The sequence below is a fragment of the Pseudoalteromonas sp. T1lg23B genome (assembly GCF_002964665.1).
GTDB lineage: Bacteria > Pseudomonadota > Gammaproteobacteria > Enterobacterales > Alteromonadaceae > Pseudoalteromonas.
This window is the reverse complement of record NZ_PQBZ01000042.1, coordinates 546,012-572,820: the sequence shown is the minus strand read 5'-3', so window position 1 is coordinate 572,820 and position 26,809 is coordinate 546,012. Positions and strand designations below refer to the sequence as shown.

The 26,809-nt window shown below is 43.6% G+C and carries 28 protein-coding genes; 10 read left to right on the top strand and 18 right to left on the bottom strand.

Translation table 11 applies throughout. From position 1 onward, the window contains the following. Positions 1-29 precede the first annotated feature (29 nt). From C2M32_RS19010 to C2M32_RS19000, 3 genes are read right to left on the bottom strand one after another with little or no spacing between them, the layout of a single operon-like run. Positions 30-1,343, bottom strand: a complete 1,314-nt coding sequence (locus tag C2M32_RS19010; RefSeq protein WP_105169877.1) for a sigma-54-dependent transcriptional regulator — start codon at positions 1,341-1,343, stop codon at positions 30-32. Next, positions 1,340-1,873, bottom strand: a complete 534-nt coding sequence (locus C2M32_RS19005) for a hypothetical protein (protein ID WP_105169876.1) — start codon at positions 1,871-1,873, stop codon at positions 1,340-1,342. The genes C2M32_RS19010 and C2M32_RS19005 overlap by 4 nt, the downstream gene beginning before the upstream one ends. Beyond that, on the bottom strand, positions 1,866-3,305 hold the full coding sequence (locus C2M32_RS19000) for a HAMP domain-containing sensor histidine kinase (RefSeq protein ID WP_105169875.1): 1,440 nt from the start codon (positions 3,303-3,305) through the stop codon (positions 1,866-1,868). Before C2M32_RS19000 ends, C2M32_RS19005 begins: the two co-directional genes overlap by 8 nt. 311 nt (positions 3,306-3,616) lie before the next feature. Here C2M32_RS19000 and C2M32_RS18995 point away from each other — a divergent pair, with 311 nt between their 5' ends. From C2M32_RS18995 to C2M32_RS18985, 3 genes are all read left to right on the top strand, one after another. Next, positions 3,617-3,841, top strand: a complete 225-nt coding sequence (locus C2M32_RS18995) for an EF-hand domain-containing protein (RefSeq protein ID WP_234401359.1) — start codon at positions 3,617-3,619, stop codon at positions 3,839-3,841. A gap of 72 nt (positions 3,842-3,913) precedes the next feature. Next, complete coding sequence (locus C2M32_RS18990; RefSeq protein ID WP_105169873.1) at positions 3,914-4,135, top strand: calmodulin; 222 nt, start codon at positions 3,914-3,916, stop codon at positions 4,133-4,135. An 11-nt stretch (positions 4,136-4,146) separates the two neighbouring features. Beyond that, positions 4,147-4,359 (top strand): calmodulin, encoded by a 213-nt coding sequence (locus C2M32_RS18985; RefSeq protein WP_105169872.1) that lies wholly within the window; start codon positions 4,147-4,149, stop codon positions 4,357-4,359. A gap of 84 nt (positions 4,360-4,443) precedes the next feature. On the opposite strand, the gene C2M32_RS18980 is transcribed toward C2M32_RS18985, so the two are convergent. Both C2M32_RS18980 and C2M32_RS18975 read right to left on the bottom strand, forming a co-directional pair. Further along, positions 4,444-4,839, bottom strand: a complete 396-nt coding sequence (locus C2M32_RS18980) for a RebB family R body protein (RefSeq protein WP_105169871.1) — start codon at positions 4,837-4,839, stop codon at positions 4,444-4,446. 171 nt (positions 4,840-5,010) lie between these two features. Then, the gene (locus tag C2M32_RS18975) at positions 5,011-5,922 is read right to left on the bottom strand and encodes a LysR family transcriptional regulator (RefSeq protein WP_105169870.1); all 912 of its coding nucleotides are present in this window, start codon (positions 5,920-5,922) and stop codon (positions 5,011-5,013) included. A 151-nt stretch (positions 5,923-6,073) separates the two neighbouring features. Between C2M32_RS18975 and C2M32_RS18970 the strand changes: the two genes are divergently transcribed. The 7 genes from C2M32_RS18970 to C2M32_RS18940 all read left to right on the top strand — a co-directional run bounded on the left by C2M32_RS18970 (position 6,074) and on the right by C2M32_RS18940 (position 9,461). Next, positions 6,074-6,523: a DoxX family protein gene (locus tag C2M32_RS18970; protein WP_105169869.1), complete on the top strand. Its 450-nt coding sequence runs from the start codon at positions 6,074-6,076 to the stop codon at positions 6,521-6,523. A 119-nt stretch (positions 6,524-6,642) separates the two neighbouring features. Next, complete coding sequence (locus C2M32_RS18965) at positions 6,643-7,425, top strand: DODA-type extradiol aromatic ring-opening family dioxygenase (protein ID WP_234401358.1); 783 nt, start codon at positions 6,643-6,645, stop codon at positions 7,423-7,425. Positions 7,426-7,529: 104 nt separating this feature from the next. Then, positions 7,530-7,988, top strand: coding sequence for a hypothetical protein (locus C2M32_RS18960; protein ID WP_105169867.1), 459 nt, complete (start codon positions 7,530-7,532; stop codon positions 7,986-7,988). Positions 7,989-8,484: 496 nt separating this feature from the next. Further along, positions 8,485-8,706, top strand: a complete 222-nt coding sequence (locus C2M32_RS18955; protein ID WP_105169866.1) for a calmodulin — start codon at positions 8,485-8,487, stop codon at positions 8,704-8,706. Between the two features lie 63 nt (positions 8,707-8,769). Beyond that, positions 8,770-8,994 (top strand): hypothetical protein, encoded by a 225-nt coding sequence (locus tag C2M32_RS18950; RefSeq protein WP_105169865.1) that lies wholly within the window; start codon positions 8,770-8,772, stop codon positions 8,992-8,994. A 9-nt stretch (positions 8,995-9,003) separates the two neighbouring features. Further along, positions 9,004-9,213 carry an EF-hand domain-containing protein gene (locus tag C2M32_RS18945; protein ID WP_105169864.1) on the top strand — a complete coding sequence of 70 codons (210 nt, stop codon included), beginning with the start codon at positions 9,004-9,006 and terminating at the stop codon, positions 9,211-9,213. A gap of 38 nt (positions 9,214-9,251) precedes the next feature. Then, positions 9,252-9,461 carry an EF-hand domain-containing protein gene (locus C2M32_RS18940; RefSeq protein ID WP_234401357.1) on the top strand — a complete coding sequence of 70 codons (210 nt, stop codon included), beginning with the start codon at positions 9,252-9,254 and terminating at the stop codon, positions 9,459-9,461. A 53-nt stretch (positions 9,462-9,514) separates the two neighbouring features. Here the strand turns inward: C2M32_RS18940 and C2M32_RS18935 are convergent, their stop codons facing one another. The 13 genes from C2M32_RS18935 to C2M32_RS18875 form a co-directional block, all read right to left on the bottom strand. Continuing rightward, a complete protein-coding gene (locus tag C2M32_RS18935) occupies positions 9,515-10,108 on the bottom strand; it encodes an outer membrane beta-barrel protein (RefSeq protein ID WP_105169862.1) in 594 nt (197 codons plus the stop codon). Positions 10,109-10,191: 83 nt separating this feature from the next. Continuing rightward, a complete protein-coding gene (locus C2M32_RS18930) occupies positions 10,192-12,201 on the bottom strand; it encodes a YcaO-like family protein (protein WP_105169861.1) in 2,010 nt (669 codons plus the stop codon). A 6-nt stretch (positions 12,202-12,207) separates the two neighbouring features. Beyond that, positions 12,208-12,969 carry a phytanoyl-CoA dioxygenase family protein gene (locus C2M32_RS18925; RefSeq protein WP_158678283.1) on the bottom strand — a complete coding sequence of 254 codons (762 nt, stop codon included), beginning with the start codon at positions 12,967-12,969 and terminating at the stop codon, positions 12,208-12,210. Beyond that, the gene (locus tag C2M32_RS18920) at positions 12,962-14,041 is read right to left on the bottom strand and encodes an amidohydrolase family protein (RefSeq protein WP_234401356.1); all 1,080 of its coding nucleotides are present in this window, start codon (positions 14,039-14,041) and stop codon (positions 12,962-12,964) included. The genes C2M32_RS18925 and C2M32_RS18920 overlap by 8 nt, the downstream gene beginning before the upstream one ends. Positions 14,042-14,128: 87 nt before the next feature. Next, entirely contained in the window at positions 14,129-14,860 is a 732-nt protein-coding gene (locus C2M32_RS18915; protein ID WP_105169858.1) for a hypothetical protein, read from the bottom strand. Further along, entirely contained in the window at positions 14,861-15,847 is a 987-nt protein-coding gene (locus C2M32_RS18910; RefSeq protein WP_105169857.1) for a hypothetical protein, read from the bottom strand. Beyond that, a complete protein-coding gene (locus C2M32_RS18905; protein WP_105169856.1) occupies positions 15,817-18,963 on the bottom strand; it encodes a TOMM system kinase/cyclase fusion protein in 3,147 nt (1,048 codons plus the stop codon). Before C2M32_RS18905 ends, C2M32_RS18910 begins: the two co-directional genes overlap by 31 nt. A 233-nt stretch (positions 18,964-19,196) precedes the next feature. Continuing rightward, a complete protein-coding gene (locus C2M32_RS18900; protein ID WP_105169855.1) occupies positions 19,197-19,958 on the bottom strand; it encodes a hypothetical protein in 762 nt (253 codons plus the stop codon). A 105-nt stretch (positions 19,959-20,063) separates the two neighbouring features. Next, positions 20,064-20,342, bottom strand: a complete 279-nt coding sequence (locus C2M32_RS18895) for a hypothetical protein (RefSeq protein ID WP_105169854.1) — start codon at positions 20,340-20,342, stop codon at positions 20,064-20,066. Between the two features lies 1 nt (position 20,343). After that, the gene (locus C2M32_RS18890; RefSeq protein WP_105169853.1) at positions 20,344-20,679 is read right to left on the bottom strand and encodes a gamma-glutamylcyclotransferase family protein; all 336 of its coding nucleotides are present in this window, start codon (positions 20,677-20,679) and stop codon (positions 20,344-20,346) included. A 62-nt stretch (positions 20,680-20,741) separates the two neighbouring features. Next, positions 20,742-22,889 carry a DUF6351 family protein gene (locus C2M32_RS18885; RefSeq protein WP_105169852.1) on the bottom strand — a complete coding sequence of 716 codons (2,148 nt, stop codon included), beginning with the start codon at positions 22,887-22,889 and terminating at the stop codon, positions 20,742-20,744. Between the two features lie 194 nt (positions 22,890-23,083). Beyond that, the gene (locus C2M32_RS18880) at positions 23,084-24,004 is read right to left on the bottom strand and encodes a GGDEF domain-containing protein (RefSeq protein ID WP_105169851.1); all 921 of its coding nucleotides are present in this window, start codon (positions 24,002-24,004) and stop codon (positions 23,084-23,086) included. A 152-nt stretch (positions 24,005-24,156) separates the two neighbouring features. Beyond that, positions 24,157-26,808 carry a fibronectin type III domain-containing protein gene (locus tag C2M32_RS18875; RefSeq protein ID WP_105169850.1) on the bottom strand — a complete coding sequence of 884 codons (2,652 nt, stop codon included), beginning with the start codon at positions 26,806-26,808 and terminating at the stop codon, positions 24,157-24,159. Position 26,809 lies beyond the last annotated feature (1 nt).

Genomic DNA, 26,809 nt, shown 5'->3' with positions numbered 1-26,809 from the left:
ACCACTAACGCCCAGTTTCGCTATATTTTCTAGCAACTTATTTGGTGTTTTTTGAGTAGTTTGTAAAAGTCAGAGCGGTTGCGTTGCGCCAATTTAGCCGCTTCAGCGACGTTGCCCTGACACAAAGACAAAACTTTTTGAATATAGTCATACTCGAACTGCTTTTTGGCGTCGTTAAGGCCTTTAAAGCTGGCTTGGCCTAATTCCGGGATGGCGTTTTCAATGATGTCGGCGGTGATCAATTTGCCAGAACTAAGTGCCACGGCGTGCTCAATAATGTTGTTGAGTTGTCTGACGTTGCCGGGCCAGTGGTAGTTAAGCAGGCAAGTCATCGCTTGTGGGCTGATCACTTTTTGCCCATCACTAATGCGCTTAACAAAGCTATTGGCCAATAACGGAATGTCTTCTGGACGCTCTTTTAGTGCAGGTAGATGAATGGATACTACATTTAAGCGATAGTACAAGTCTTCCCTAAACTCTTTATCTATCACGGCCTGCTGTAGGTTTTTATGGCTGGCAGAAACGAATCTGATGTCGACGCTTTGTTCAACTTGGCCACCGACGGGGCGCACGGTTCTTTCTTGTAAAACCCTGAGCAGTTTGACCTGCAGATCCATTGGCATGTCACCAATTTCATCTAAAAATAAGGTGCCGCCGTTGGCGCTTTGTACAAGACCAACTTTATCTTGCATTGCGCCAGTGAATGCGCCTTTTTTATGGCCAAATAATTCCGATTCCAGCAAGTGAGCAGGGACAGCTCCACAGTTGATGGCTACGAACGGCCCATCGCAGTAATTACTGGCTTTATGAATGGCGTTGGCAGTGACTTCTTTACCTGTTCCGCTGGCACCTTGAATAAGGATATTGGCTTGACTGGGTGCTAAAGCCTGAATATGTTGTACAACCTGATGCATCGCGCTGCTTTGATAGATTAAACCATAGAAATGATTTCGATTGGTTGCGCCATCACGTTTTTTGTTATTTTTTAACGTGTTTTCAATTGCTTCAAGTAACGCTTTGCTTTCTATCGGTTTACTGAGAAAGCTAACAAAACCCTGTTGCATGGCATCCACCGCATCGGGAATTGAGCCATGAGCGGTCATCATGATCACGGGCAGCCCGACATGATTCTTTTTGATATTTTCAAAAAGCTCAAAGCCGTCCATATGAGCCATGCGTAAGTCAGTGATAACCAAATCGACAACACTTTGCTGTAATATTTGCAGCGCCTGAGTGCCGCGATGTGCCGTAAGCACGTGGTAGTTGTTCGCCTCTAAACGCATCGCCAGTAATTCAATGAGTGATGCGTCATCATCCACTAATAAAATCGTATTTCTGCTCATTGCTGTTCTCCTACTGGGTTACTGTCAGTTTCTACATGAGAAGGGGATAACAAGCGTTGCTGCTCTATCTGTGCAAGTTTTTGCTTAAGGTTACTCAGCGCTAACTCAACGTTTTGTAAAGCACTTTGTTGTTCGGCTAATTGTTTTTTAAGCGCTATATTTTCAAGCTTGTACAGTCTCAACGTAGTGATGTGCTGATGTAACATGGCAAAATAACTTAGATAGTCTTGTGGCCAATCGTTTTGCTGATGCAGCTGTGCTATCAAACGTAATTGAGTGGTGGTGGAGCTCGTCGAACAAAAAGCCTGTAAAAAGTCATTAAGTTGTTGATAAGCTCGATAGCCAACCAGTTGTTTGGTGGTGCCGTTATCACAAGCACTTTGATGGGCAGTGACTAAGGCGGTGAGTGGCGCAAATTCAAATTGCTTACTGTTACTAGGCCCAACAAAAGTGGCATGACCTACCGATGAGGAAATGGCCTGACATGCAGACAAAGTACACATCATAAATATCGTTATCAGATTACGCATTCGTCGGTACTCCATAGTTTGGGAACTGGATACAGATATGGCAACCTGGGTGGGCATGTTGCCACCTTAGCGTGCCTTTTAGCTGTTTTATACATTCGGCTACAATGGCTAGCCCTAAGCCACTACCAGAATGGTTTTCGCTGTACTTACCACGATAAAACGGTTGAGTGAGTTTATGTTGTTCAGCTAGGTCAATACCTGGGCCGTCGTCTTTTACGCTGATGTACACGTCGTTACGCACAATACGATATTCTATTTCAATGCGTGAGTTGGCATATTGCAGTGCGTTACCAATCAATTGGGTGAGTATAAGTTTTACGGGCAGGTAGGGGAGCTGCACATTGGTATTTTTAGTGGGCCAATGTACGGTGACGTTTGTTTCATCAATTTGCGTTGCAAAATGCTTTATTAACTCGTCTTTTATACGACTAAATGCATGTTGCTGCTGGGCCAGTGGATGGCTTGCAGCACTATAGTTTAATAGGTCATCGATTAAGGTTGCTAAACGGCTCAATGCACCATCCATGATATTAATAATACGTTGCTGGGGTGATGAGATAGCACCAAAGTTGCCGCTTTGCAGTAAGCTATTTCCTTCTGTGAGTGAAGCCAGTGGCGTTTTCAGCTCATGACTCACATGACGTAAGAAAGTTTCTTTTTGCTTGTGGCTGCGTTGTAATTCTTCGCGTAACCAATCCAGCTCTTTTCCCAAAGCTACAAACTCTTCACTGCCATTTAGATTTATTGGTGTCTCAAAACGGCCTTCACCCAGTTGCCAGATCACTTCTTCAAGGGCATTTAGCTGGCGTGTTACTCGGCGGATCACCAATAAACTGATCGCGATCAGCAGGGGGATCAGGATGAACAAGCCAAATAAAAAATATTGGTTAAGTAGGGTGAGTTGTTGTGCCTGCTCTTCTAATTTTGTTTCCAGCACATTTTGAAAGGGCTGCTCTATAGACTGCAACTGTTGTTGCAGTTGCTCGTAATCTACTTCTGAAACTCGCTCACTGGGCGTGAGTAATTGCAGTTGTTGCCATTTGGCAACCAGTTGCTCAGCTGGATAAGAATTTTTTAAAAAGTCGATTCGCTTTTTGGTGGTTTGCCATTTACTTTCAATACTTTTTTGTAGTTCGGCGTTATTGAGCAGTTGATTGTTGAGATGTGCTTTTTCAAGTGCCGAGATATCACTTTTCAAGCCATTAAACGAGAGTATAAGGAGTTGATTCTTATTATATATTTCGTTTGTTTTTTGCTGCTGATAAGCAGTTTGTTGAGCGTACCATAAAGCCAGAATGATGATTGGTACCAGCGCCAACAACATTGCTAGCCTGGCCTGTTGGCTTAAGGATTGAGAAAAAAATTTCGCAGGCGAGTTTTTAATCTGCGCAAAGTGCGGGATTTTAGGCCATTTTAAACGTACTGTTCCCATGTGTTGCTTCCTTCAAAACCGTTTGTTGCCAAAAGGCAACACCCTAAGTCACTGATTAAATTGAAATTTAGTTGGTGGCTTGTGTGATATGTTGCTATTAAGCAACAGTCAGCCTTAATCGAAACTGAACTATTTCTTGGATATTTTCATAACTCTATGTTTATAAAGTGATTTTTAATTATGGCATCAAAGTTGGAATAGCTAGGTCGAACGCATAAATCGCTCACACATTGGCGTCAATAATTATCAGCCGCAATAGTCACCAGCGAGTAGGCGCTGAGTTGACATTGAGCAAATAAATAAGGAATCAGATGATGAAAAACAATCTTATCACAATCGCATTTTTCGCTATGGCTGCATCAGCAACGGCTCAGGCTTCTGAAGTATTCACGACTCTTGATGCGGACAAAGATGGTGCAATCAGCTTAAGCGAGTCAAAAGCGCTACCAAGTTTGATGGCCCAGTTTAAAGATTTAGACACTGATGCAAACGGCTCATTAAGCGCTGAAGAGTTCGCGAACTTCAAGAGCGAGTAAGGCTTTACAGTTCCTCGATAACAAGCCCAGATAACGGTATTACGAGATAAAAATATAAAATTGGAGTACAACATGAAACTAACACACGTTTTTACCCTAACGTCAGCTTCTTTGATCAGCGCCGTTGCTTTTGCAGCAGATTTAACATTTCAAACGCTAGACAGCAACAATGATGGCGTGATCAGCCCAACAGAAGCACAGGTGTCTGAAGAGCTTGCTAAGCAGTACAGAGACTTGGACAGCAATAAAGACAACGAACTAACCCCAGTTGAATTTGCACAATTTAAAAAGTAGGAGCGGTGATTATGAACGTACTTAAAACACTATTTGCATCAATGGTAATAATGAGCAGCGCAGCAGCAGTGGCTGAAACGGCAACCTTTGCTGATTTGGATGCTGACAAAGATGGTGTGATCAGCAAAATTGAAGCGTCTGCATCTGAAAGCTTAATGAAAGTGTTCAACGAGTTGGACTCAAACCAAGACGGGGAACTGTCAGAGGACGAATTTAACAAGTAACCCCTAGAAGAGTTTAATCTCGTCCCAAAGCCTGGCCTAGCCAGGCTTTTTTGTTTGTGTTTTAGCGGTCCGATAAGTATGGCCTCAGTGATATATCTTCTCAATGACCACCCCTGATGCTGCTGTATCCACATCAAACAAAGTACTAATTGCCATTGCAGTTGCGGCTTGCTCGTCAATACCTTCCTGCGCTTGTTGCTGTGCGGTGTTATGCGCGGCTTGAGCAAGCGCTTGACTGGTGTAAATCATTAGATTACCCATCACTTGAGCTGGGCTTTCGCCAAGTACTTTGGTATTAACTTGTGTCACGGTATCGGTGATTTGGCCGTTAACTGAGGTTGGCGCAGCGTCAACAAGGGCTGAGTGTACTGCCAGCGTCAGAGGTTTTGCTTTGCAGGTGTGGGTATTGCCAAGTACTTTGGTATTAACTTGTGTCACGGCATCAGTGACTTGGCCGTTAACTGGGGTGGGTGTTGCCATAATAACTGTCCTTTTACGTTGTGCTTACACAAAGCTGAGAACGAAAACCAACGCTTGGCGTTGGCGGTTATCTCAACCTGTTTGGTAATGGATCAGTATAATGCAAAACAGGTATGCTTAAAGGCTGCTCACATTTCACGGCATTACAGCGAACCTTCGTGTTTTTCCCTGCTACTCAAAACTATCCCAATACGGCGGCTGGCCAAAGTAGTTACTCAAAAAATCTATAAAGACTCTGAGTTTGTTCGACATCAGTTTACGATGCGGATAGAGCGCATACAGCGCTGTGGGGGCTGGCTCATAATCAGATAGGATCATTTTTAATTTCCCCTGCTGCAAAGCTTTACTGACAATAAACGTGGGTTGCAAGACATACCCTTGCCCTGCAATGGCTGCCTCAGCCAATATTTCACCATTATTAATGACCAACCCTGAATCATCTCTTTGGCTTCTTTGTTTCAAGGTATTGATAAGGGGCGAGTTGTTTAGACTGTAATCCATGTAGCTGTATCTCAAATAGTGGCCTTCTTTGAGCTGCTCAGGATGCTTGGGCTCACCATGTTTTGCCAAATAATCGGGCGAGGCACACATCACTAACCGAATCGGAGCGATTTTTTTGGCAATAAGAGATGAGCTACTCAGGTTGCCAATACGTAGCGCCACATCAAAGCCTTCTTCGATAACCGCTACTTTTCTGTCGTTCAGTTGTAGATCAATACCAACCAAAGGGTGTGCTTGTTTAAAGTCTCTGATCAAAGATGCTAAATGCAAAGTGGAGAAGGTGACGGGCGCACTGACTCGTAGCAAGCCTTTCGCCTGTGACTGAAACTGCCCGACATGACCTTCCATATCGCTGATACCCTCTAGAATATGTTTGGCATATTGCAGGCATTGCTCTCCCGCTTCGGTCAGGTGGATACGCCGAGTGGTGCGATTAAACAGTCTTGCCCCCAGATAGTTTTCGAGCTGTGAGACGTATTTGCTGACTAACTGATTAGAGATTTCCAGTTGGTCTGCGGCTTTGGTAAAGCTGCCCTGTGTTGCGACTGTGACAAAGGTTTTAAGTAAATCAACGCGGTCCATGAGGTTCCTGAATACGAGTTTATAAACAAAATGTTGATAATCATTCAATATAGCACGTCTTTATGGTTTTAAAAGTTGGCAGTAATCTATACCTAGCAGAACGCGGCTGTACACAGGCAGCCTAAAGACACTTATTTGGAGCAAATTGATTATGAACAAGCAATCACTTTTAAAAATTTTATCATCGGGTGCGGGCAGTGCGGCGTTGGTTTTACGTATTCCCGTGGGAATTATACTTGCAGCCCATGGCGCACAAAAACTGTTTGGCTGGTTTGGCGGTTATGGCCTCGCAGGAACGGGTCAGTGGATGGCAAGCATTGGTTTAGAACCTGGGTATTTGATGGCATTTTTCGCTGGCAGCGCAGAATTTTTTGGTGGTTTAGCACTTATCGCTGGCTTGCTTACACGCCCAGCGGCATTAGTGAGCGCCTTTACCATGCTCGTCGCCATCTTTAGCGTACACTTTAGCAATGGCTTGTTTATGTCAAACAATGGTTATGAATTTGCATTGAGCTTGCTTGCAGCCACACTGGCACTGACTATTCAAGGTGGCGGACGTTACTCTGCCGACAATTGGCTAAGTAATAAATTTGCCAGTTAACCTGAGTTTCTAACACTGGAATAAGCCTTCATGCACTATGCGGGCTTGTTCAGTACTGAACAGGTGTTTATTCGATGGTTGCGACTTTGGAGTAGATGATGAACAGCGCACACACAATTATGTACATTGCTCATGGGGGCGGACCAATGCCGCTAATGGGCGATCCTGCGCACGAAAACATGATTAAAACGTTACAAATCATGGTGAGCAAAATCGCTAAACCCTCCGCCATTTTGCTGATAAGCGCGCATTGGGAAGCAGCAATGCCGACTCTGACCTCAGCAGCCGAGCCAAACTTAATCTATGATTATCATGGATTTGTGAAGCCCGCTTATGAGATAGAGTATCCGTGTAAAGGTGCACCGCAATTAGCTCAGGCAATACAGCAATGCTTATTTGAACAAGGCATTGATGCTCACCAAGACTCGCAGCGCGGTTTTGATCACGGGTTATTTGTACCACTGAAAATCATGTTTCCTGAGGCAGATATTCCCAGCGTACAGCTATCGTTAGATAGCTCTCTCGACGCAGCTAAACACTTAATGATGGGAAAGGCACTCGCAAGGTTAAATTGGCAGAATTTGCTGATCATAGGCTCAGGTTTTTCGTTTCATAATATGGCGGCTTTTTTTGCATCTGATGGGCGTGAAAATGTTAAAAATCAACGTTTTGAAACTTGGCTGGGTACCACCTTGAGCAGCCAAAATCTGAATGAAGAAACGCGTGCTCAGTTATTAACACACTGGGAAAAAGCGCCCGATGCGCGATTTTGTCACCCGCGAGAAGAACATTTATTACCGCTGCATGTTTGCTACGGTGCGGCGGGTAGGGCCAGTGATGAGTTATTTAGCTGTTCGTTATTAGGTAAGCAATCCTCTATGTTTTTGTGGCATGGGTTATAGGCGTTAGGTGACATTAACACAGTGGTGTGAAAACAGTGACTAAAACTGGAGCACAACTTGCCTTAAAAGTTTACTAATGCACGTAATCAGTTTAAGGGTTAATTATGATCACGCAAGGGATGAGCAACTACTATCAAGTTTCTTATACAAATCAAAGTTTTAGAGCGAGCCACCAAGTAGAGCAAACGGTGAGTGACAGTAACAAGGGGCAAGAGGTTGCCGAACTGTCTAACCGTTCTGTTGACAGAGAGTTTGATTTTACCAATATGACCTTATCGGAGCAGTCAAATGCCGCTGAAGTACTGTATGAACAGGGAGTGCTATCTATGGGAGAGATGGCATTTATGACCGGCCGTTACGGGCTCATTGAGCATGATGGCAGCTTGGGGGGAACAACGCTTGAGCAGGCCAACAGCGAACGTTTTAACGTCATCGCCAGCATGAAAGATAATCTTGCCACAGTGAAAGGTCAGGGACAGGCAACACCTGAGGTTATTAACAACTACAATACCTTGATAAGAAAGTTAGAAGTCTATCAATTTGGCTTAAATACGAGCGCCTGAACGACTCTAATATAGCGCGTTGTTTTCAAGAGGCTTACCAGCGTTATCCGCTTTAGAGTGTCAGTTCCACAGCGATAGCGTTGGTTTGTTGCCATTTTGCAACAAATTGCAGTGGGTCAATCAAAAGTTTGTTGAATTTACCCCTTATGATACTGGCTAACAGCCTCAACATTTCACACAAACCTCAGGCTCTTTTCTCGTTGTTACGGCTTGACGTTGCTCATTTGGTCACTCAAGTGGTGGCTTGTTGCCAAAAAGCAACACGCTAACTGACTGAAAACTAAATAGCCTTATCATCATGGATAAAAAGTTGTTGCCAAATAGCAACAGCGCCCTTAAACCTACCCTGAACTAAAGTGCTATAAAAATCATAACCAATTGTAAATAAAAGGTTTTTAAAGTTTGGCATCAAAGTTGGAATAGTTAGTCCGAACGCATTATCGCTCAACAGTACTGCTACGGTACGAGCGCTTAAATAAACAGAAGGAAGCTAACTATGAAAAACATCATTATTGCTACATCACTGACTTTGATCTCTTCAGTATCTTTGCTGGCACAGGCAGGCAGCAGTTTTGACAGGCTAGATACCGATGGTAACGGCGCTATCAGTCTAAGCGAATCAAAAGCGCTCCCTAAGCTAATGGCGCAATTTAAAGATTTAGACACCGACGGCAACGGAGAGCTTTCTAAATCTGAGTACGAGAAGTTCTCAGGCTAACTTGTAAACGCCATGGTGAGCTCCCATGGGGGGCTCACCGAGCAAATATAAGGAGCATAGTAAATGAATATCCCAACCACATTGACATTCGCCACAGTCTTAGCGCTTTTTTCCTCGGTCGTCATGGCTGCAGGGTTATCATTTCATGAACTTGATGTTGATGGTAACGGGCTTATCACGCCATCCGAGGCAGAAATATCAAGCGCGCTGATTGAGCAATTCGCACAGCTTGATAGTGACAAAAGCGATGCTTTGAGTCCAAGAGAGTTTGCTCGCTTTAAGCAATAGGAGTTATGTATGTACAGTATTAAAACCCTTTTCGGTAGCTTGCTGATTTTAAGCAGCAGCGCAGCCTTGGCCGCAAACTTTAGCGATTTTGACAAAAATCAAGATGGCTTGATAAGCAAAGATGAAGCGGCTGTATCTCAGGCGCTCAGTGATATTTTTGACGCGCTGGATGCCAATAAAGACGGCAAGCTAAACGAAACTGAATTTAGTCACTACTAATCAACAGCAAATAAATGCAATTGCAATTTAAGGAGAGAATGATGAAAAAACTAAACGCACTAGTAACAACTGTGGGCATTATGGCCAGTGGTGCCGCGATGGCTGGCAGCTTTAGCGATTACGATCTCGATAAAGATGGCGCGATCAGTAAAAGCGAAGCGGCCGTGTCAGAGCAACTTATTCAAGTATTTGATGACTTGGATATCAATAAAGATGGCCAGTTATCAAAACAGGAATTCAACAAGTAATCATATACAGCTCACTTCTTGACCCATCAAGCCCAGAATACTGGGCTTTTTCATTAAAAGCGATAGGTTAGATTGAGACTTGCCTGAAATTGATTCAATACGTCGCCATCAAAGTGCCAGCCGCAATTGTCGTCGGTTGAGGAATCATTGTCACAGCTGATTTTAGAACTATTTTTAACGATTGTAGCAACCCATCTTAGCTCAGATCCCACGCTTAAACCGCCCGCGAGTTGATAGTCAAGTCCTACAAATAGACCAGAAGCAAAGAATGTATCTTTCTCTACAAAGTTGGTGGTGATGTAGTTTGCCCCTAGCTGAGCGCCGACATAGGTTGAGAGGTTTTCTGTGACCGGTCTATACACTGCGCTTTGAAACAGCAGCAGCTCAGAGTCTATCTTCTGCTCGGCGTTACTTTCTAACTCACCGCCAAAAAAGCTGTAGTACAAGCCATATTTAGTACCATCCATATGTCTGTCGACACTGATAGCAAAATGGCCATCGTCAGCAATTTCGTGTTCTTGACCTTTGCTGGTAGTGAGTGATTGGCTATAGGTTTGACCCGCATAGGCCGTTACACCGATATCAGCAAAACTTGGTGCTGAAACAAGTGCAGCACTTACCAACGTAGCACAGAGTAATTTATTCATAGAATTTCCTTGTCAATGTGGCCTTGCAAACGCGAAGACCACTCAAAACACTTTAAACGTTAAGCGCAATTCTACATTAAATGTCAGATATATAAACCTTGCTGATTGATAGTCTGCTCGGTGAGCGGCTCTGCCAACCAGCCTAGCTTGACGGGGGTGTCGTATAAACGCGGGTTGCCCAGTTGAGGCCAGATATGGCAAAGACCAGGAACGAATACTTTGGCTGTGTGCATTGGTGACTCTATGCGTTTATAGTCCAATATAACCATATCCATACCATAGCTTTTAAGGTGTTCAACAATATTTAAAATATCAAGCTTAAGATTGTAGGTGGACTCAATCATGTAAGATTGCTCTTTCTCATTGCGATGAATGTCTAGAAAGCTTTCCTCTGTAATAGCATCAAAGTCGAACGGAGCTGAGTTTTGGTTACGAATTGGGATAAGTTGGCACAATTCAGTCAACGCTCTTTGTGCTGCTAATTCGGGGTTTAAGTGGCAACCAAAGCCAAATATCAAGCCGTTAGTTTTTCTGTCTCTAGCTATAGCTGCCATGACAGGTATACCTAAATCATTGGTGATGTCTAATACCCAATAGTGATGGGTTGCTGTCAACGATTCATCAAGGGGGGTAAAATATTGAGGATCTAATCTGGTTAGGTCAAAGCTAGGTCGATTGATTTTGTTATACCACCACATTGCGGTTGCATCTCTTTCGATAAGCTCGAAGGTTGCTTGTAATATAGCCTCTTCTAGGGTGTTTCCAGTTGCACACCCATTGGAATGCCAACAGCCATATTCTTGTTCTATATATGGAGTATTTGCGTAGCACAGTACACTGGGGATGTAGACAACCTCATCACGGGCCAGCGACCAACATGATTGCCAATATATCTCACTGCCATTATACGGTTTTGCAGCTTGATGCCGTTTTGAATCAGGGTGGGTCCTATCATTGAAGCGTTTGTATTGTAACTCACTATAGGGAGTGAGGTTTTGGAACTGGTAGTACTTTGCTTTCAGAGCTTGTGGTGTTGAGTATAGACCTACATCAGAGCTTCTAAATTGAGCATTTCTTCGTTCAAGTGCTTCACATAATGCACTGGCTTTGGATTGAATTGGTTCCACCCCTTTACCCAAACAAGTTTGATTAAAATGATCTATTTTAGCGGTTGCTAAACTACGACACCCTTGCTTATAAAATGCTGTTCTGTATATCTTTATGGGCGAAGAGTTTTCAGTGAGCAGTGATAACTGATTAATAAGGCCCGTGTAGCGGTTTACATATGGCAATATCTTATCAACCGTTGATTGTGCTGAAATAACGCGGGAGCCACCATCTTTATCATTGGCAATAGGTTGGTCTACTAATTCTATTTTTGGCTCACTAAGATGCGAGGTTGCTGCGTGTGGGATTGTGTAACTGTCCAGAATTTGTTCATTGGTCACAACAGTACAGTTGTAATGATAAGCTAAGTTATGGAGCAATGACGTTGATATATTGAGTGATGCTTCATTGTAAACGCTGTAGGAGAGTTTAATATGCTCCTGATGCTGATCAATGAAATTAATTAGTGGAAGATTATTTAGTCTCGCGCCAATGTAGGCGTCAATTTGTGAGGTTTCATCAATCGAGAATACTGGACTTATAACGTAGGAGTCGTAAAAGTCTTCAATGATGATAAACCGTGATGACTGTGGTATTTGAGCGTAATCTATCTGAGCAATATTTTTAGTAAGCACAATTAGCTGCACATCTAAGGTATCAAAAAAAGCTGAAAAGTGTGCGTTTTTTTGCGGTTGTAAAATTTTCACAGCAGGTACGGTTGCTTCGTTGTCTATGTGTGTTGTATCGCATACTAGGCCTGCGCTGCGCATGTGATCTAAATAGTAATGGAATGAGGATTTATCATAGGCGCTTTCTAGCTTTTGCTCTATTTCAGCAGCGGTAAATGTGCCGTTAATAAACTGGATAAACGGCAATTGCGCGATATCTAAAATGTAATTAGTTGAACTACTCGAAAGTAATACTTTAGAGCTCTTGTGTGTGGCGACGGTAAATTTAGGGTGCCAGTTTAGGTATAGGAAATTCATAATTAATTATTTTTCAAACAGTACTGGACAATAAAAGTCGTTGTCTAATATTTGCTTGTAGCCGTAATCATTCTCTGTGTCTTGTACTTTTAAATGCTCGGTATAAATACCAACAGACAAAGCTGCTCTTGGCGTATTCGCATAGTTGGCTTTGCTACCGTGAATGAGATCCCATTGATGTATTGAAAAAGACCCACGAGAGAGCGTCAAAGCGTGCTCAGTCCATTGGCTAGTTGAGTGCTCCATTACACGAATTGCTTCTGTTTCTAAGTCAAGATCTTGTGCGCCTGTTGGCGTTTCGAAGAGGTTTAAATGATGTGACTTGGGCACATAACATAGCGCACCAGTGTCAGGTGTTACATCAATCAGTGGGATCCATAAGGTCGCTACGCCGCTTTTGAAAAATGGCATATGCTGTGAATCTCGATGCCAGCCAACGTTTGTTTTTGGGTTGTTACCATGAGGCTTGTAATATAACTGACTTCCCCAAACACGCAGTTTATTGCATTGTAAAACTTGCGCAATACTAGTCCCAATATCGCTTTTTGTGAGTAGATTATAGAAAGCTTCACTACAAATGTGTGGCTGTGCCACACGAGTTAATGCACCTTGCTCATGACCTTTGGTAATGCCCCAATGGCTTAGCCCTGTGTCACTTTTGTTATCAAACAAATCTGGAATAGCATTAAATGCAGCGTCTATAAGTTCGACGGCTATCGCGCCTTCGTCAAAAAGGTGAAACCCTTCATTTTGAAACTGGTTATACAAAAGAGTCTCCAAAGTATGCTTTAGGGTTATCTTGTAGCGCACGTTCAATAAGCTCTGACGACAAGCTTTGATCATGTGTCAGCTCTTGTGGATCAAAGTCTTGATGATCTGGATGTGGGAAGTCTGAGCCAAAAAGTAGTTTGTCGCTGCCAATCCAATTGACGACTTCATCAAGGCATGGTTCACCAGATTCGAAGCTCACATAACAGTTATTTTTAAAATAATATGAAGGTTTATTGGGGAGTTTGTCCTTGACTAGCGCGGGAAACTCGGGGTAACAGATGTTATCAAGTCGCCATAGCCAATAGGGGACCCAAGCGGCACCGGCTTCAAGAAACATAAATTTGATACTTGGATATAATTCAAAAACGTTACCTTCCAGCAAACTTAAGAAGGCGACTTGTGCCTCAAGTGCATGAGAGCATGCATGTAAGCTAAATCGGCTGCTAAACCTATTTGTGCCTATGGTGTCTCCATGTAAGTGCGTACCGCCATGAAAAGCAACTTGAATATTAAACTGATGACAAGCTTCCCAAAAGTCTAAGTAGACAGCTTCCCCTAAGTGATGCCCTTGTATTGGCTCAGGGCGAATGGTGATAAGTTTGAAGCCTTGTTGTGCAATCAACTGAACTTGCTGTGCAAGTAAGCTGGGGTCTTGTCGGCTCACCATCGCAGCAGGGATAAGTCGGTTTTTGTCAACCAAGCAGTAGTCTAAAATCCAGCGGTTATAGGCTTGGGCATATGCGAGTGATACTTCACTCGGGAGTTTTTCGTGATTAACGATATAGCCTGTAAATGTTGGAAAAATCAGCGCTCTATCAACACCGTCTTGGTCCATGCTCTGAAGTTGCCCAAGACCTGACATCGCAAGTTTTCTGGCATCAGAGTTTTGTGGACGTAATGCTGTCTCTAGCTGAATATCATCATTCCAATGCTTGAGTATAGGAGTAGTGCCAATGTAGTAAGTTGGGGGTAAATTTACATCGCTTTTGTTATCGTGCTTAAAATGAACAGGATATTGCTGATAAATTTTACTATCTAAGTATTTTTCCCAAATATAGAGCGGCTCCATAACATGCCGATCACAGTCGAAAATCTTCATAAAACAGCCTAAAAATCAGGGTGATACAGCGCACTATGTGCGCTGTAGGTAGAGTGACTAGCAAGAAGTAAATGGCTGGCTACGACAGATATCCATAAAGTCACTAATTGCTTGAGATTCAATCATAGATTGCTGTTCTTTGTTTAATGAATCAGGCAAGCTTGGCTTAGGCGGAATAGTAACTATGAAGCAACCAGTAAGCTCACTCATATCTTCAAACTGCCAACCATTGTGTAGTGACGGGAAATCGGTACTATCTGATTCTGCATCAGCGTCTAAACCAAGTTGTTTTGATAGACTCGCTCGGATTTGTGCATCTGACGGAGAATCGACGCCTTCCACAACACTTGTTACTGATTCAATGTCGCATGTAGTTGGAAATTGTGGATTGTTCACGATGTACTGAGGACATGGACGAAGGGATTCAACTATTTTTTCTGACTCTTGTGCTTGAGTTGTAGCTGAAATCGTTCCGCCTTGTTCAGGACTGCCGTGTGTAAACGTAACCGAGTCACCTTTCTTGATTACAAATCTAACTTTGGTTTGGTACGCGGGGATTTGTGGAAAAAAGCCAAATTTAGCTAAATAGTACTCTGGAAACTTTATGATGTAGCCGAGTTCTTTATCGTTATCCCAATTTTTCCATGTATATGCAATCATTCTGCCTAATGCAGAATGCCAAGCACTAATCGCTAAGGTATTATCGAGAGGAGTTGGGCTATCTTCGCTGGCTACATCGCTATTAAAGCCGTATCGCGCACCAAGTTTATGTGTTTTTTGTTCAGACATTTATAAATTCTCCTGTTTAAGTAATCCTTTCAACTCTGTGAAAAGAAGGCTATTTTCGACTTCATCATGATCGATAAACCACTGATGTAGTATTTTTAATTTTTCATAGTTTTCAGCATCGTGGGCGAGTTTATGTAGCATAAGCCTACTTTCTAGCTCGAAGAATTTGGCATCTTGGCTGTGTGCTTGCGTGATAGATTCATGAAGTAGATCTAATAATTGCGAAGTGGTTTTACCGTGTTTTAAATATAAACACTCGGCATAAGTTTTCTTTACAAATGGAATGACTGATAGTTCACCCTGTTTTACACATCGCGCTAACGAGTCTTCAATTAGCTGTATTGCTTCGTCTAGCCTCATTTCTTCGATATAGGCTTCGGCTAAATGTGTGACATAATAACCAGTTGCAAAAGTTTGCCCAGTTTCAATCTGTTTATTTAGCGCTTTACGAGAAAGCTCAGTATTGCGTGCGGATGAGTAGCTGTAGCATTCTAAGAAGTGTAAGTGAAAAACATTACCGGTAGCTTGCTTCGAGTATTTTTCATTAAATTTATTCCAATTATCAACAACTAAGTCGTGTTGTTTTAAGAATATGTGGTACAGCGCTATGAATATATTGGCAAACACGATTTCACCAATAGAGTTTAGATGCTCGCTTATGCGTTCTGCTTCATAGGCACAGTACTTTGCTTTTGAAAGTTCACCAAGGTGCAGGTAGTTATATGAAGCCAAAGCTAAAATTTGCACCTTGATGTTCATTCCATATTCAAGGGCTAACACTTCGTCTTGTTCATCATCATATAAATCAAGTGCCTGTTCATACAAAGTTTTTGCTTTTAACAGATCGCCATCAATATTGTAGGCTTGGGCTAGGTGAACTAGTACGACAACTTGATCTTGCCTAGTTCCAAAATTAGTTACATCACTTAACAGTTTCTCGCCAAGTTCTCTTGCTCTTACTCGGTGTGACGCGTAGTGAGCAGACATAAATAATGTCCACTTACTCTTTTTGTACATGTCAAATAATGACTGTTTCTCTGAGGCATTAAACGCCTCACGGTGGAGAGTAATTCTACTCTCTCACCCCAATGGAGTACGCGCTCAGCTCCGTAGCCAAACATAGTCATGATAGAAGGTAACATAGCTTTGTGTAGTTCCAACTCACAAAGGATGTGTTGTTTCTCACCAGTGTTGTTAAACTCGCTCCAAGCGAGCGCCTCATCACCCATTTCAATTGCTGAGATATGTGCTGAGTTTCTCACTTGCTTTTCAATTGCTTTGACCCTGTATTCAATCGCACTGTTAAAACGCTTGGCTTTATAGAAGTGAGATGAAATCACATGTGGTTCATAGGTCTTTGTGGCGTCTTCAACCATAGATACAGCTATGAACTTATGAGATTTTTCTTTTGCACTGATGTTAGCACTCTCATACGCCGCATCCCTCACCAAGGCGTGTTTAAAGATATAGCTGTCGTTCTCGACTCTGCGTTGGTGGATGATTAAATCATTGGCAACTAGCTCATTTAAGTCGTTTTGTACTTGGTTTTCGCTCAAAGGAGAGGCGGCGACTAGCAGGTCGTATTCAAACTCTCGGCCGATGGTAGCGGCCAGTTGTGCGGTTTCTTTGGCGTACTGCAGGCCATCTAACTTTTGTTGTAGTGACTCACGTAAACTGGTGGGTACCTGGTCGAGTTTGTCAGGGTTTACAAAGTCAATCTGTCCGTCATTGTCAGCAACTAAGCCTTTTTGTTTTAGCATCCCCACTAATTCTTCGATAAACAGTGGGATACCGTCGGTGCGGCTCACTAATACATCTAATACGTTACGCGCCACATTGCGGCCATCAAACAGTTTAACGATAAAGTCTTCGGTGGCTTGCTCGGTCAGTTTTTGCAGATTCACTTCCATCAGCGTTAAATCATGTAACTGACTAGGAACTTTCTGTCTTGATGTGCTCAGCAGCACGTGTCCGCCAGTGAGCTTTTGCGCAAAATGATGGATAAACTCAAGGGTTGAACCATCAGCCCAGTGAATATCTTCAACTATGTATAGCTTGAATTCATTCAAACTATGTTGATTGGCCAAAAGCAGGGCGCTCAAACCATTGTACAATAGCTCTTTTTGCGCATCTGGTGCCAATGCCGATGGTTGTAGCTCTTCTGCTAAGTCGATGTTGAGCCACACTAATAAGATAGGCAAAGCTTGTTCAATATTTAATGTGCTGTCTTGTTCACTTAAGTGTTTAGTAAATAAAGAAATAGCCGCTTTAGCATCAAGGCTTGAGGTGTTAAATAGGTAACGAACTAACGTCAAAATAGGGTAGAGCGCGTTATTTTGGTGTTCGGGTAAACACTGCGCAACCAAGTGCTGGAACTGTGGTGAATTGGCACGAATTTCCTGTAGCAACCTTGATTTACCTATACCCGCTTCACCATGAATGTGCGCAATGCGGGTATTATCTGCCTGCGTTTTAATCATCGACAGGGTTTGCTCAAGCTCATGGTGGCGACCGATCAGCTCATGGTTATTTCTCGTACCACGCATAAAACCAAAGGCTTCTACACGTCGCTCACCCACTAAATTGTAGACGCTAACTGGTTCAAATATGGGTCCAAATTGGCTTTGTCCGTATGAGGTAAACTCTGAGTAAGAGTCTAAGATGGCTCTTGATTCAGCGGTACATAAAATCTGCTTTTCACCCGCTTCACGGGCAAGTGCTACGGCAATGTTAGCGTTGTAGCCTTCCGGAATTGCGTTGGCGTAGGTAACAAATACGCCAGTGTGCATACCTAAATGGACATTGATTGCGACATTATGCGCTTCGTGCATTAGGGCATTACGTTTGCTGAGCTCACTGACCATTTCAAGGGCAGTACGCGCACACAAGCGGGTGTCGTTATCACTGGCAACCGGGTAGCCGTAGTAAAACAAGCAAGTATCAGCCAAATTACCGACATGATAGGCACCATAACGGGTGGCGATATCGATTAGGTTATTACGCTGTGACTTATAAACAGTGTCGATAACGTCATAGTCTTTGTCGTTGTTATTCAGTGCTTTAACGCTGAGTCTTACAGCGAGTACAGTCAGTTGTTTGCGCTCGGTGAGTGCGGTATATTCCTGCACAGCCCTATGGTTTGGATCGTCATCACGAATAAGTATCGTCGTGTCATCAAAGCCGTGTTGTGCCTGTACATCTGCCAGTACGCCAACTAGGTTGGAGACATTCATTTTTGACAGCTCTGAATAGATTTCAGCTCCGGTGATCACCCGTTCTGTGGCGTTCTTATGTAGCACCCTGCGCAGCAATTCAGACAGAGGGTGCCCAAGCAGAGCGCTGGGAATAGGAATATGCACATCGCTTAGTTGCTTGTGATAAATCGATGCAATACTGTTACCGGTTACGGCGGGAAGACCTGTTAAGCACTCCAAAAATACCAAGCCCCATACATATAAGTCAGACTTGGCAGATGCGGGCTCACCGCGCAATTGTTCTGGCGCGCTATATGACGGTGTGCCTAGCGTTTCTTGTGTAAGCGTCAGTGTATTAAAATCGGGCTGGCGATTCTCGGTTACTAAAGTGCCAATACCAAAATCAAGGATCTTGGCGTAGGTCTTGGCACCTGACTTGGTCAACATGATATTGGCAGGCTTAATATCGCGGTGAATAATGCCTTTGCTGTGCGCGTGGATCAGTGCATCAAGCACTTGTAACATGACGTCGGTCGCAGCCACTGAATCAAGCGCGTGTTCTGTAGTGAGGTATTCTCTAAGCGATACACCTTCTACATATTCAAATACGCCAAATAGAATATCTTCGTTTACCTGGCCTCTATCGAGCAAGCGCACTATGTGCGGGTGTTGTAGCTGGCTGCTCAACTCGGTTTCGCGTTTAAATCGCTCTATGTAACGTTGTTTTTTTTGTTCTTCACTGTGTGGTTCAAGAGCGAGAAATTTAATTGCAACCAGTTGATTGGTATTTTTATGTTTAGCTTTAAAGACCTTACCGAAACCACCTTCACCTATTTTGTGAATGAGTTCATAGTGTTCAGAATTAAAGCTCGAGGTGATAAATTCATCTGAAAACTGAGTGAGCGACATAGCCTAATTGTTCCAATAAATTTTTATTTGTAACCAGATCCTTTGAATAACTTCCTAGTTACAGTTTGATTTTTATTCTTCTAGACAAGAAATTTTCGCTCTTCCGTGCACTTGTCTTAAGCTTGTCAGTATAGCCTACCTTATAGGTTTGTTTTTAGGGAACTAAAATTATATTTTTATTAAATTTGGGAACGGTAAGTAATGAGAATGTCTACTTACCGTAATTTTGGGTGCTACTTTAGGGTGATATTTATGTTGTCTAACGTGTTGTGTGAGATGGCATAAGTACGACTGCCCGCTGCATAGCGGCTGTCTGTACTGCCGTAGCGGCGACGTTCAAATTCAAAATTGACACTACAATCAAAGCGATTGTTTAGCTTTTCATTTTTGAACAGTTCAAGAGCCTCAAAATCAATTGATTTTTTACCATCATCTTCAACATCACTAAGGATGTGAGTGCTGCTTATTTCTTCATTGCCGTTTTTACACTTGCTGGAAATAGTGATTTTTAATGTTTCATTGTCAGCGGGGGAGCTTGCTTTGATCCAGCGTAGATCCAATATTTCGTCCACTGGAAAGGTTTGTTCAGTTTGCGGAGCTAGGATATCAATTGCTTGTGGTAAGGTTACGGTACTTTTTAGGGTAACTTTTTCCTCAGCGCGATAAAGCTTTATCTCGTATTGCGTATCTTCTGCATAGAAAGGGAAGGTTGCACGATAGTCTATGTCAAAGAAATCGACATCTTTCTCCATATCTTTGCTGGTATTGTTGGCGGTGACAAACAACTTATCGCCTTGAACCAGATTGAGATTGTTGCCATTGCGGCTGCTTACGTTGAGCTCGGCAATCACTCGACTGTCATTGCCATTAGTTGTAACGTAAATATCTGACCAAATGGCTTCTGTTTTTACATCGCTTGAATCGGTTGTTTCTGTTGAACAAGCCGTTGCGAGCAGGCAGCATATCGCAATGCCAGTAAGCTTGAAGTGGCGCATCAAATATCCTTAATAAGAGTGTACACAAGAAATGAGTTTGTCATATTAGCGAAGCTTACATGTATATAAAATAGCAACTAACAATTATTAACAAATTAATACAAGTCAGTTCTTAGAATCGACTTTTACGTTAATTTGATTGGCTTTAACTGAACACGAAAGTGTTTCAAGGTAATTGTTGATTAAATCCTGCGCCTGACCAAGCTCGCTTTTGGTGAGCGGCTCAGAGCAATAGAGTTGCACATTTAGCGTGGCATTGAGCTTTTTCATCGAGCCTGTGTGGCTTAAGTAACTAAAATGTGGGGTTAGCACTTTTAGTTCTTCACAGGCGAGTGTTAGTTGTTGTATTAGCGCTTTTTCAAGGCGTTTCTCGGTTTTGGTCATTTTACTCGGCCGCAGCGTAAATCCAGCACTGTTTACCCGAGGCAAGTCTGGCAGATACACGGTGATATTCATCTACTTCATAGTTGTCCGCATGTGTCAGTTCATCATCGGTGATCATAAAAACCGTGCCTTCAACTTTATCATTTGCACTGCCTGTGTGAACTAAAATGGGGTGGACATCTTTACCACTACTGGCAATGACGGCAGCATCGGTGATTTTTACTTCACAAATGCGGTAGCCAAGCAAAGTATCACGTTCGCCTGCCAATAGGCGGCCAAAAGTGTCTAGCTGCACTTGTGATTGTTGTAATGTGCCGTATGAAAATAGCGCTTCCATGTTTGCTTCCTGTTGCCTAAATTGGACCAAGACTATAACAAAAATATCAGCGCTGAAACAGGTTAAATATCCTTCGGTCGACCAACATCACCTTGACTATAGTCGCAGACACCATCAACAAAAATTGTCTTCAGGGCAATAATTTCTCTTGCGGTGATGTCTTTCCCATACATTCCTTTGCGCACTGCTGTATCGACATCCATCAGAGCACATTTGAATATGTCTCCGGCCCATGGCGCCCCGGCTTCAATACGACTAGTGCTATACATGGGAAAGCGAGATTGACAGGCTCCATCACTTTGCAGGTTCCACTGACCATTAAATACCTCTGCTCCGGTGGCAAAAACACTTCCATCGGCGTTAAAGCAGGTGTCTTGCAAACCAATTGGTTTGGCAGCGATGATGCCCTCAGGGGTAGGCTGTTTGATATTGAGCAGCCACTTATCCATCATGGCGAACGCTTGTGTGGTTGGGTCGTGGTCCTTGTGAGCTACCCAGATCACGTGATTTTGGTGATGGCCTTGTGACTTTTCAATGCGGAGTCGGCTGTAAAAAGATGCCGACATATGATGCATATCTAAGTCATTCTCTAAATAGTGGCGGGCATCAATGATTGGTAGGTGAACTTGACCGATGAATACTTGACCTGAACGGTACGCCGCTTCCATGGCCTGCAAAGAGCCGTGATGGCGACTCGCGGAGTAACTATTAGATTCAGTGATATTATCGCTTCCCCACAATGATAGCCATAAGGGAATTTGCGTGCCCAAAGGCGTGACTATATGCTCACGGTGCATTTCGTTTTGATATTTCCAAGCGCCGATGTTTTTATTGATATCCAAAAACTCAGCCATGGTGATTTTTTGATCTCGCAGTGCTTTTAAGCCGTATTGAACTCCAACATTGTCCCAAGTGCTTTGACCAAACCCATTGGCATCGGTACCAAATACATGTTGCATGTCTTGCCAATAGCTCCAGTTGGTTTGCTCGACAACCGGCTTTGCAAAGAATTGGCGTAAAAAGCCTTGCTTAGGGTTGTTAATGAAGGCAGAAAGGCCAAAGTAGCCATTGATACATTCACTGTTTCCCTTTGGAAATGAAGGTACGAAGCCTGCCATCAACTGATTGAGGGGTTGCAAGAATCCAGCACGTTGCGGAAAGTCATTAATGGCGTTCATGCCTTCAATCAGGCGTCGACGCTCCCAGTCACGCCAAGATTTTCGGTTTTTTGCCCGGAAGGTAAAATAGTTGTTTAGTAAGTCACAATCCAGCGCATAAGTGGTCTGGGTGATCATATCTGGGTAGCTGTACAGAGGAATTAATCCATCTAAAATGCCTGTACTGTTTTGGCCTATCAGATATTGCGCCAAACCACCGCCCGAACCACCAATGCCAACGGTATAAATAGGGTCTCCATACAGGCTCGTGAATTGCTTTTTAACGCGTCTTGCGGTGTCTTCGGCGAGTAACATGTTGTATGTGTAACTGGTTTTATTGCCGCTTGAACTGATGACGGCATAACCATCCAGTAATTGCTGCGCTTGGCGTTTCATGACTTTCCAAGCGCTTTGTCTACCTTGGCGGTAGCCGATGCCTGAGCCACCATTAAACTGATAGATAAGTCGCTGATTCCACTGTGATTTAGCTAATCTATCACCGACTTCTTGCGCTGTGATGGGCATGATCAGCGTGTAGATAAAACGATTGATCGTGCCTTGTTCAACTCTAAATAACTTATCGGTGTTGGTTGTTAACTGTTCGCTCGAAACAGGGTAGGGTTGTAAATTCTCATCAATAGCAAAGTAAGACAGGCGAGTCTTGACGCTACAGTCTTTGCTATATCCCACCACATTATTTAGCTCATCGTAAACGGGCACACCATAACCTTGTTGATTGTCAACTTCTGGCTGGCCGAGCCCAGAATCGAGCGTCATACAGAAAAAGGGATATTGGTTAGGGCCAGAGTAGAGGTTTTGGCTGGGTCCAACTTCCCCGAGCGCGATGGGAAAGGCAAAGGTTTCCGCTGGGCGGGTCACCCTTGATATGTGTGGGTGAAAATCTAGCAGCAGGTTGCTAGTTGCAGGAGAGGTAGCTTTCACTTGTCTATGTGTATACTCGTCTTGCGTGATCATTGGCCATGTTATGAGTATGGTTACAACGCCTACAAGCACCGCCAAGCTTGCTGCTATCCACTTGAGGTATCTTCTCATAAATCACCTATAACTCATTACCTATTACTTTAAGTTTAGGGCAGCAAAATTCAGGGTGTTGTTATTACTTTGTGAAAAGCTGATAAGCTAATGAAGCGTGGCAAAATTTATTTTTTATCGTCGGTCTTGTTAAGACAATCTCAGTATAGTGGCTAAACCTTTTGTACGAGTCGTTCTACACATAGAGTGCGCCGCTAGGCACTGACGACCTGATTGCGGCCACCTCTTTTTGCTTCGTACAATGCGCGGTCAGCGCGTTTTAGAGCCTGTTCATAGGACGCATCCTGAGCGGAAATCTCAGTAACACCAATGCTAATCGAAATGTTGACTGGAATGTTTTCTTGAGTGTGCAGCGGATGAGTATTCAGTAGCGCTTGCTCAACAGCAACGCGCAACCGCTCTGCAGTTATCGTGGCTTGGTCTAGGTTTAGATGTGGTAATACAATTACAAACTCATCGCCGCCAAAGCGGCAAGTGATGTCAGTTTGTCGTAAAGACCCCTGACAAATATGTGCAATTTTGCAGATCGCTTCATCGCCGGCATGGTGCCCACAGGTGTCATTGAGTAGCTTGAGGTGATCTAGGTCGAACATCATAAGAGAGACGGCATAGCCATGCCTTTTGAACGCGTTGAAGTGATAACTCAGCTCTCGCTCCAAGCGACGACGGTTAAATAATCCCGTGAGTTGGTCGGTGTCACTTTGTTGTCGCAGCCTAGTTTCTAACTCATGACGTTGCGAGATATTGCTGGCGACCCACATCACAATATCTTCATCATCTATTTTGAAATCTAACGCCTTGATACGACCTTCAAACCAAATCGGCTCTGAGGGACCTTCATCTGGCAGGCCCTTAACGTCCTTATTGCTTAGTTCATATTCTTCGATTAATAGTGTTTTTGATGTGAGTGCGCGTTCGATTGTGGCAATAAACCAATTTGCTTTTTCTGGTTTGATTAGATCACCAATGTACTGACCAATCAAGCTGCTGCCATCGTGATAATAGCGCTCATCTTGGCCACCATAAATAGCGACATACTTGCCACGACGAGAAATTAAAAAAGTTGGGTCGGGTAACGCCGCGAGTACTGCGGTCATCTTCTCAGCGTCTAACATTTCACCTCTCAGAGTACTACGACATCAAAACTCATCCTTTATTATTGTATGTCATGCAACAAAATCGGCAACATTGATTTTTGTTTGTGTAGCTAAAATTGGCAGTATTTATTGATAGTAGGTGGCTTTACTTCGCCACCTATGTAATGTGATCATTGGTTGAAAGACAAAAAGAGTGCGTCAAAATAGCTGTCGTTGTCCGAACCATGGTTGCGTGTGCCTGTCATAACAAAATCCACAAAATCGGTATTATCGGGCAGTGAAATTTGTGCTGAAACGCTTTGCCATTGCGCACTTTGTGAGGTCAGTGTTTGACTATGCTCAATGAGTTCTCCAGAGTCATTGAATAGCGACAGCTTGATAGCTGGGCTGTCTTTGCCGCTATAGTTACGTAACATGCCACCAAAGTTCATAGTCACGTTACCAGCTTTAATAACACGACTAAATTCCTGTAAATCAATACGTTGCACCACGCTACCAAGGGCGCGCTCATTTTGACATACACCGCCTACGGCAAAAAACTGATTGCCTTCATAGGGCGCGACTGAATCACATTGACCTGCGCTTAGTGATTCAACAGGTCCTTTGCCACTCCAGCCATCAATCCCCATTTCAGCACTTGGGTTTTGCAGCAAGTTCCCTGACGGTATGTGCTCTTGAGTGATATGTTCTGTGGGTACACCAGTGGGCCCGCGGTCAGTGGTAACAGGGCAATTAGAGGATTTAGTCTCAATCTTTAGACTCAGTAAATCAAAGTAGCTGTCATTGTCAGTACCATTTTTCCTTGTGCCTGTGAGTACATAGTCAATGTAGCGAGTTTGAGCAGGTATAATCGCACTGTTGGCGAATGACTGCCAACTTGAGTTAGCGCCTTTAAGGGCGTCGCTAAGGCCCAAAATTTGTTGTTGTTCTCCTCTAAAAATGATGTGAATTTGCGGGATGTCACTGCCGTTAAAGTTACGCATATACCCAGAAAAATGAGCTTTAATATTGCCTTGGTCAATCATTGTTGCATAGTCACTTACATCAACCCGCTGATAGGCCACACCTTCACTTTGTTCATTGCCACACACGCCACCCACAGCGAACAGGTGTGTACCGCTATAAGGGGTGACTGAATCACATTGCCCATCCGCTAAGCTTTCTATTGGTCCTACTCCTTGCCAGTGTTCAATGCCTTGTTCAGCCTCAGGGTTGTGGAGCAAGTTATTACTCAAAGGAGCGGTTTGTATGGTTGTAAACGACACCCCAGAAGACCATTGGCTCCATGCCAAAGCACGGTCTCGCATGCGCACACGAACGCAATATTGTTGATTGGCTTGCAGATCGGGTAACGTGATGCGATTCGGCGCTTTGCCCGCGCGAGTGTCACGCTCATTCCAAATATTTTGATGCTGATACCATGTATCAAATACTGGGTTCGAAAAGTCGTCACACTGCGTGCTTACTTGCCAGTGTGCCGCGCCGAATTTGTCTAAGTCGGCATCCGCAAACAACGAAGCAACCGCCAAGTTACAGCTTGGATTTATGTGAGTTTCCTGTGGCCAGAGTATTTCAGGTGTGTACGGAGCGGTGTTGTTAAGTTTGACTTTTAAGGTATCGCGAATAGTGTTGTTCAGTGGGGTGTGCTCATCACCCAATGAGATGCGTTTGATTTCAAAAGCCGGATCGTTACCCGCTTGAACATCCACGACCACAAAGCCATATTCGTCCTGACTAACCGAGAACTCAGTGTAGTCAGTCTGGGCATACTCAGCAAAATAATCTAAGTTCCCACCCGCAGATGCGACGTTAACCATGGCGTGTTTGTGGTCGCGGCTGGTGCCACGTGAATAAGCATGTGTATGGCCAAAAAAGTGAATACTGGGTTTATTACAGTTACTCGAAAATTGCTCTAACTTGGCAACAATTTGACCACTGTAGTCGGTTTCTCCTGCTAACCACATTTCCGATTTGTGTGGGTGGTGCATCTGGGCGAACAGAAAGTCTATGTCTGTATTGGTACAGGTCTGTGCTAATACATTGTCGAGCCATTGCAGTTGTTCATCGGTTCGATAAGCAGTATTGGTATCGAGTGATACGACTCTGATGTTGGAGTGATCTTGATACCACCAGTGTTCTATATGGTTCGGTGAACCATTTTTAGGTAGGTTAAAGTAATTGAAAAAATGGCTAGAGTCGTTTTCGTGGTTACCCGGCGCTGGATAAGTTGGTACATGTGCAGCAAGCGGCGCAATGGGTGCGAAAAAGGTGTTACGCCAACTGTCGTAATGGTTGCCGTTGTCAACCAGATCACCTGGGATCAGGGTCATATTGAGTCCATCATGTAGACTGACGCCTAAGGTGTTTTCAATGTATGGGATCACTCCATGGTTGATCACCTCACGAAACTTATTCGGGTTCGCCAAGTCCTGCTGCATATCACTCATGGCTAGGATACGGGCGCTTTTTTCTTGAGAGGCAATGGGAGGCGTTCTAAAGCTATAAATATCGCTCAATGCATCCCCCGTTTTTACGCGATAATAGTAAACCGTATCAGGTTGCAGTTCACTCAATTGTACCTCATGAATACGGCTAAGTAAGTTACCTCTCTTACTTGTTCCCGAGGTGTGTTGGCCAAGTGCTGTGCTCGTACCCCAATGTACAATCGACTCGTCACCACCGCTGGTTTCCCAGCTGATCCACATGCTGGTGGGTGAGGCTGTTTGTAAAAAGGGGGTAACGTGAAAAGAATGGGCCAGCGCCGTATTTGGGCCTATGAGTGCCGCAGTATTGATGCTGACAGCGAATAACACGTACTTCATA